Origin of the sequence: Streptacidiphilus pinicola (assembly GCF_003258295.1) — a bacterium.
GTDB lineage: Bacteria > Actinomycetota > Actinomycetes > Streptomycetales > Streptomycetaceae > Streptacidiphilus > Streptacidiphilus pinicola.
Genome location: NZ_QKYN01000255.1, coordinates 1 through 6,592 on the forward strand (window position 1 = coordinate 1; position 6,592 = coordinate 6,592).

Sequence of the window (6,592 nt, forward strand, 5' to 3'; positions counted from 1 at the left end):
CAGCAGACCCCGCCGCAACGCCTCAGCCACGGCCTGCGCGCGGTCGGAGACGCCGAGCTTGGCGTACAGGTGTTGGACGTGGGTCTTGACCGTGCTGGGCGACAGGAACAGCTCACTCGCCACATCGGGGACGCTCTTGCCGGCCGCGAACAGCTCCAACACCTGGCGTTCGCGCTCGGACAGCACCGGCTGGTCCGGTTCGTGGCGCAGCCGGATCTCCGCCGCGAGCCCGGTGGCGAGCCCGGCGGGCAGCACCGTCGCGCCGGACGCCGCCTGCGCCACCGCGCCGACGATCTCGTCACGCGAGGAGTCCTTGAGCAGGTACCCGGCGGCGCCTTCCTGGACCGCTTTGAAGACCAGGGCGCTCTCCTCGAAGGCGGTCAGCAGCAGCACCCTGGTCGGCAGCTCGTCACGCACCACGGCGTGGATGACCGCGATGCCGTCCAGCCCCGGCATCTGGTAGTCGATGAGTGCCACCTCGGGCCGGTGCTCCCGGATCGCGGTCAGCGCGTCGCGACCGGTCTCCGCCTCGGCGATGACGTCGATGCGACCGCTCTGCACCAGCGCCCGGCACACCCCCTCCCGGTACAGCGGATGGTCGTCCGCGACGACGACGCGGATCTTGGCGTTCTCCAGAACGGTGCGCCCCATAGCCCACTCACCGTCCCTCTCCGCCGGTGACGGCACCGGCTCCGTCCCCGGCCTTGTCCCTGGTCCCGTCCCCGTTCCCGCCCCCGGCCGCGCCGGTGGTCCGGCCGCCATGCGCCGAGGGCTCCAGCGGCAGGGTGACCCTGGCCGCGGTTCCGGTGGGCGCGTTCGCCGTGAGGGTCATCGAGCCCCCCGCCTCCTCGACGCGCACGCGTTGCGCGGCCAGGCCGATGTGCCCGTCCGCGAGCCGGTCGACGAGCGGTCGGCGGCCGGCCGCCAGACCCACCCCGTCGTCCCGCACCTCCAGCACGGCGACGGGTCCCGCCAGCGCCAGCAGCACCTCGACGTGGGAGGCCCGCGCGTGGCGGACCACATTGGCGAGCAGCTCACGCCCGCACTGGTAGAGCATCCGGTCGGTATCGCGCCCGGCGGTCGTCGCATCGCTGGTGAACCGCACCTCGAACCTGCCGCGCACCGCGCACCGCAGGGCCAGCTCCTCCAGCGCCCGGCTCACGCCGGCCCGTTCCAGCACCGCTGGATGCAGCTCGGTGACGGACGAACGCAGCTGCCGCGCCGCGTCGCGCAGCGCCTCCTCCGCCCGCCCGAGAGCCTCCTTGAGGCCTCCCCCCTGCGGTGGCGCGTCCCGCGCCTCGTCGAGGTCGAGCCGGGCGGCCAGGACACTCTGCAGCGGACCGTCGTGCAGCGCCTCGGCGAGGTCCCGGCGCTCCCGGTCGCCGGCGGCGACCGTGCGGGCCAGGAGCTTCGACCGTTGCTGGGCCAGTTCGGCGATCAGCCGCACCCGGGACTGCTGGATCAGGGACAGCACGACGCTGGCGATGCTGATCATCGCGATGAAGAGCGCGTGGCCGATGGTGAACTGCAGGTCGGGCTGGGCATGCAGGTGCCCGACGCCGGAGGCCACGGCGTAGGTGAGGGTGGCGGCGGCGCCCGAGACGGCGGTGATCCGCGGCCGTAGCTGGAAGGCGGCCAGGACCGGGATGAACACGAAGGCGTCGGCGCTGAAGGGCGAGGACCAGTTCGGGTCGGTGAAGTCGCCCGCGACGCAGAGGATCAGGGTGAGCAGCGGCAGGTCCACCAGCGGAACCGCGAGGGCGAGGGAGTTGCGGCCGCGGTCGCGCCAGGAGACGGCCATCATCGCCGCGCTCCAGACGGCGTAGAGCAGGGTCAGCGCGATCGTGGCCCACAGGCGCTCGCGCGGGCGGATCAGCACGATGACGGTGAGGGCGACCACGACGACGCAGGCGCGCAGCACCGCCTGGACGCGGACCCCGCGTCGCTGGTGGTCGCGCAGGATCTCCTCGACGGCGTGCTTGTCCGCCGCGTCGGGGAGCCCGGCGGTCCAGATCCGCATGGCTTTCATGACCACCGCTCCGTGACGCGTCTGCGGCGGCTCCGGTGCTCCCCCGGAGCCCCCGGAGCGCGTTCTTCGACTTCCCTCAGTCTGCACCGACCAGGTCAGGCGAGCAGGGCGAGTGCCGCGTGCGTGTTGTACTCGGCGATCTGCCGCATGGCGGACCGGTCGGGGAAGTCCCCGTCGAGCAGCCGCAGCGGGCCGGCGACCAGGGACAGGCGCATCGCGAGCCGGTAGAGGTCGAGCCGCGCCGGGTCCAGGCCGGGGCGCGACAGGGCCTCGTACCGGTCGTCGAAGCGGATCCGCAGGAACACGTGCTCCCATTCGACGTCGAAGAACATCAGCCCTTCGATGTCGATGAGGACAGGCAGCCCGTCGGCGTCGACGAGAACGTGGTCGGGCCCGAGCTCCCCGTGGATCAGTCCGTACCGCGTGCGTGGAGCCACCCGCCCGGCCAGTTCCCGCAGCCGGTCCTCCAGGGCGCACGCCGCTGACGCGATCCGGTCGTCGCGCCCCGCCGCCTGCGCCAGGTCCGCCAGGGCACGGTCGGTCACCACCTGCTCGCAGGAGACACCGGGCGCCGTCCCGCCGCGTTCCAGCAGGTGCACCTGGCCGTAGGAGACGTTCTGCTGCCCGTGCATGATCTGCAGCATCGTGGCGAGTTCTGCCAGCGCGTTCGCCGCTCGGGCGGGGTCGGAACCGAACAGCGCCTCGAGGCTGCCACCGGCGACGTCCTCTACCACGGCGACGTCAGCGCCGCCGGGCCGGCTGCCGTCGGCCAGCAGCACCCGCGGGACCCGGACTCCCACGCCCTCGAGCCGGCGCTGCGCGGCGAGGAACGGGACCAGCCCGGACGCCGCAGCGAACGGATCACCCGCGTTCGTGCCCGGCCGCTCGGTGGCGGTGGCGGGCCAGAAGTTCTCGGTGTCGGCCCAGCGGTAGACGATCACGCTCGTCGGGCCGGTGCCCGTGCCGGTGCCCGTGCCGGTGCCGGTCCCGCCGGGCCCTTCGACGTGGACGCGGTAGACGCCCTTCTTGCTCCCGCCCCGCAGGCGTTCCACCGCGACGGGACGGAACCGCGCTCCGAGTGCCTCCCGTACCAGGTCCGACAAGTCTTCGATCTCCGCGAACTGACGCATCCGCAGACCCTACTGCGGCTCCGAGCGGGGACCGCCGCCGTCGGTGGCCTCACATTCCGGGCGGCTGCCTTGTCGTATCAGGTGGAGGGGGCACCCTCCGGGCACAGCGCAACACAGCAACAGCCAGTCGAAGCAGTGTGAGTGAAGGAGTGAGCCATGCTCAGGATCGGGATCATCCTCGCCAGTGTTCGTGACGGCCGTCGGGGCGGGCAGGTCGCGCGCTGGGTGGCGCAGGCGGGAGCGCGGCGGACGGACGCCGAGTTCGTGCTGATCGACCTGCTGGACCACCCGCTTCCGCTGCTGGACGCTGAGCGGCCCGCCCTGGCGGCCCGCGGCGTCTACGAGGACGAGCGGACGTCGGCCTGGGCGGCCGCGATCGCTCCGTGCGACGGCTACGTGATCGTGACGCCGGAGTACAACCACGGGCTGCCGGGCTCGCTGAAGAACGCGCTCGACCACCTGTACGTGGAGTGGAACGACAAGGCCGTCGGGTTCGTGTCCTACGGCGTCGACGGCGGGGTGCGGTCGGTGGCGCAGCTGCGGCAGTTGTGCGGGGTGCTGCAGTTGGCGGACGTGGTGGCGCAGGTGTCCCTGACGCTGGCCGGTGACTTCGAGGACCACGCCGTGTTCAAGCCCCGGGAGTCCCACGCGAAGACCCTGGAGACGATGCTGGACTGCGTCGTGAAGTGGAGCGGGGCCCTCGCACCGTTGCGCTCGGCCGGGACCGCGGAGGCGGAGATCCGGGCCCGGATCTCCGAGATCATCGGCGGCATCCAGGCCAAGGACCTCGACGCGCTGCGTCGCGTCTACGCGACCGACGTCGTCTCCTTCGACGTCGAGCCGCCGCTCCAGCACGTCGGGGTCGACGCGAAGCTGAAGAACTGGGCCCGCGTCTTCACGCTCTTCGCGGACGTTTCCTACGAGCTGAGGGACCTGGCGATCGAGGTCGGCGGCGACATCGCCTTCGGGCATGCCTTCGGCCGGCTCAGCGGCACCACGGTGACCGGTGAGCGGGCCGAAGGCATGTGGGTGCGTGCGACGTTCTGTTTCCGGCGGATCGAGGGGGAGTGGCTGATCGTGCACGACCAGGCGTCCTTGCCGGCCGACGTGTTGTCCGGTCGCGTCCTGGTCGATCTGGAACCCTGACGGAGCACGGGCGGGGGGTGCGGGTCGGCGCGCGATGACGCGGTGGTCAGGGGCGGTAGCGGATCTCCAGCATGGTGCACCCGTTCGTGCTCCGGTACGGGCCGTGCGGCATGCCCGGGGGACGGCAGGCGTAGTGGCCGGCGTGGAACGTCCGGTCGAGGGTGATGTCGTGCAGGTCCCCTTCGAGGAGGTAGACCTCCTCGACCCACTCGTGCCGGATCACGTCGGCGGGGGTGGCGAAGCCCGGCTCCCAGCGCAGCAGTCTGGTCAGGACCTCGGGGTCGGCCGGGTCCTGACTGAGGATCTTCTGCGCGGTCTTGGGCTGCGGTCCGTCGCACCACGGCAGGGCGTCGGGGTCGAAGAACTCGTGCTCGGCTTTCATCGTGCGGCCTCCGGTCGCTGGGGGGTGGGGGTTTTGCCTTCGGCGAGGTTCGAGTGCGCGTCGAGTGGTTTTCGAGTGTGGCGGGTGAGGGTGGGTGGCGCGCCGTGGACCTCCATCGACAGGCCGTGCCGGCCACCCTGTGAGGAGAAACCCAACCATGACGGGCACTCAGCCTTCCCCCAGCCGCATCCTGGAAATCGCCAGCGGCTACTGGGCCACCGGACTCCTCGCCGTGGCGACACAGAACTCGCTGTTCACCCTCATCCATGACGGCCGGCGCACCCCCGCCGAACTCGCCGACAAAACCGGCCTTGCTCTGCGTGGCGTGCAGACCCTCCTCGACGGCCTGGTCGGCCTCGGCCTGCTCCACACCCAGGACGGCGTCTACCGCAACACCCCGGAGACGGACCTGTACCTCGTCGAGGGTCAGCTCACCGACATCAGCGGCCTGGCCCAACTCAAGCTCGCCGAAATGGACAACCTCGTCGGCCGACTGGAGGTGTTCCGCGCCGGCGGCCCCCTCAACAACCCCGTGGCCGAGGTCGCCGACAACCCCCACTGGGAGAACGTCGTCACTGCCATCGCGGGCCTGTCGGTGGCCGCAGCGCAGACCGCTGCGAGCGTCCTGTCGCTGGCTGACTGGAAGAACCTGTCGATTCTGGATGTGGGCGGCGGGTCGGGCGTCTTCTCGTCCGTCTGGCTCCAGCTCAATCCCACGGCGCAGGCGACGCAGTTGGACTGGGAGCCGATCAACGCGATCGCTCGCCGCCTGCTGTCCAATCACGACCTGACGGGCCGGTTCTCCTGTCTGGACGGCGACTTCCACACCACCGAACTCGAAGCCGCCGCCTACGACGTGGCCCTCTACTCCCACATCGCGCACCAGGAGGGCCCCGAGGACAACACCGCGGTGTTCGCCAAGCTCCGCGACGCCCTCAAGCCCGGCGGGGCGTTGATCGTCTGCGACTACATCGTCGACGACGACCGCAGCGGCCCCCCGTTCTCGCTGCTGTTCGCCTCCGAGATGCTCCTCAAGACCAACCACGGTGGCACCTGGCGCCGCGCCGACTACGCGGCCTGGCTCATCCAGGCGGGTTTCACGGACGTCACCTTCCACGCCACCGGCACCCCGGCGACGCTCGCCATCGCCCGCTAGGCAGTTGCCCCCGCTCCTCGTGGGCGGGGACGAAGTTGGGTGTGGCGTGCGTTCGAGGTAGCCGGCCTTCTGGAGCTCGTGGACGACTTCGGTGAGGGTTTGTTTGGTGTGCCCGGAGTGTTCGGCGAGCACGGTGAGCCGTGAGCCGTCAGGATCGATCTGGCGGAAGACGGCGCCGTGGCGGTAGCGGACGTCTTCGAAGCCTCTTAGTGCAGACGTTCTTGAACGGGCGTGGGGACGCGCGTGATGTGGCTTCCGCGTATGAGGCGCGGGACTTTGAGCGGCTTCGGCGGGTCAAGGCGGTCTACGACCCGGAGAACATGTTCCGGATGAACCACAACATTCCGCCGGCCGATCTGGGGGTAGGGCGCGCCTAGGGTGTGCCGGCGGCCGATTTGAGGGCGCGGTGATGCGGGGAGTCCCGGGTTCTTGGGCCCGGGGTTCCGCGTTTTGCTGCCGGTCGGGTGGCAGCGGGGAGGGGCGTTGCGCGCGGGCCTGCCCCCCTTTTTTTGCGGGGGTGGGCGGGCGCAGGCGCCCTTCCTGGTTTCGCGGTGGTGCGGCGTTCTCGCGGTGCGGTGTTGTTGCGGTGCGGAGCGGTGCGGTGGGGGGCCGGGTGTGGGTGCCGGGTTCCGCCCCCCCTGTTGTGTGCGGGTGTTGGGTGCTGGTGTGCCCGGTGGTGGGCCCGTGCCCGTGCCCGTGCGTGTGCCTGCGCCCGTTGCTGCTGTGGTGTTGGTGGGTGGGGTTGTGGT

7 protein-coding genes are annotated in these 6,592 nt (G+C 71.2%); 3 read left to right on the forward strand and 4 right to left on the reverse strand.

Features of this window, described 5'->3' with window-relative positions:
- From DN069_RS38665 to DN069_RS38675, 3 genes are all read right to left on the reverse strand, one after another.
- Positions 1 to 651 (reverse strand): response regulator (locus DN069_RS38665; RefSeq protein WP_111507915.1); only part of this gene is annotated, 651 nt, incomplete at its 3' end.
- 7 nt (positions 652 to 658) lie between these two features.
- The gene (locus DN069_RS38670; protein ID WP_116513727.1) at positions 659 to 2,029 is read right to left on the reverse strand and encodes a sensor histidine kinase; all 1,371 of its coding nucleotides are present in this window, start codon (positions 2,027 to 2,029) and stop codon (positions 659 to 661) included.
- Between the two features lie 95 nt (positions 2,030 to 2,124).
- Complete coding sequence (locus tag DN069_RS38675; RefSeq protein ID WP_111507917.1) at positions 2,125 to 3,159, reverse strand: phosphotransferase; 1,035 nt, start codon at positions 3,157 to 3,159, stop codon at positions 2,125 to 2,127.
- Between the two features lie 156 nt (positions 3,160 to 3,315).
- Here DN069_RS38675 and DN069_RS38680 point away from each other — a divergent pair, with 156 nt between their 5' ends.
- On the forward strand, positions 3,316 to 4,305 hold the full coding sequence (locus DN069_RS38680; RefSeq protein ID WP_111507918.1) for an NAD(P)H-dependent oxidoreductase: 990 nt from the start codon (positions 3,316 to 3,318) through the stop codon (positions 4,303 to 4,305).
- Between the two features lie 46 nt (positions 4,306 to 4,351).
- Here the strand turns inward: DN069_RS38680 and DN069_RS38685 are convergent, their stop codons facing one another.
- The gene (locus DN069_RS38685) at positions 4,352 to 4,687 is read right to left on the reverse strand and encodes a cupin domain-containing protein (protein ID WP_111507919.1); all 336 of its coding nucleotides are present in this window, start codon (positions 4,685 to 4,687) and stop codon (positions 4,352 to 4,354) included.
- A gap of 157 nt (positions 4,688 to 4,844) precedes the next feature.
- Here DN069_RS38685 and DN069_RS38690 point away from each other — a divergent pair, with 157 nt between their 5' ends.
- Both DN069_RS38690 and DN069_RS43035 read left to right on the forward strand, forming a co-directional pair.
- The gene (locus DN069_RS38690) at positions 4,845 to 5,843 is read left to right on the forward strand and encodes a methyltransferase (protein WP_111507920.1); all 999 of its coding nucleotides are present in this window, start codon (positions 4,845 to 4,847) and stop codon (positions 5,841 to 5,843) included.
- Between the two features lie 248 nt (positions 5,844 to 6,091).
- Complete coding sequence (locus DN069_RS43035) at positions 6,092 to 6,220, forward strand: BBE domain-containing protein (RefSeq protein ID WP_424556369.1); 129 nt, start codon at positions 6,092 to 6,094, stop codon at positions 6,218 to 6,220.
- Positions 6,221 to 6,592: the final 372 nt, after the last annotated feature.

Coding starts and splice junctions, on each gene's coding strand:
- DN069_RS38670 (WP_116513727.1), bottom strand. CDS start 2,029: ATGAAAGCCATGCGGATCTGGACCGCCGGGCTCCCCGACGCGGCGGAC.
- DN069_RS38675 (WP_111507917.1), bottom strand. CDS start 3,159: ATGCGTCAGTTCGCGGAGATCGAAGACTTGTCGGACCTGGTACGGGAG.
- DN069_RS38680 (WP_111507918.1), top strand. CDS start 3,316: ATGCTCAGGATCGGGATCATCCTCGCCAGTGTTCGTGACGGCCGTCGG.
- DN069_RS38685 (WP_111507919.1), bottom strand. CDS start 4,687: ATGAAAGCCGAGCACGAGTTCTTCGACCCCGACGCCCTGCCGTGGTGC.
- DN069_RS38690 (WP_111507920.1), top strand. CDS start 4,845: ATGACGGGCACTCAGCCTTCCCCCAGCCGCATCCTGGAAATCGCCAGC.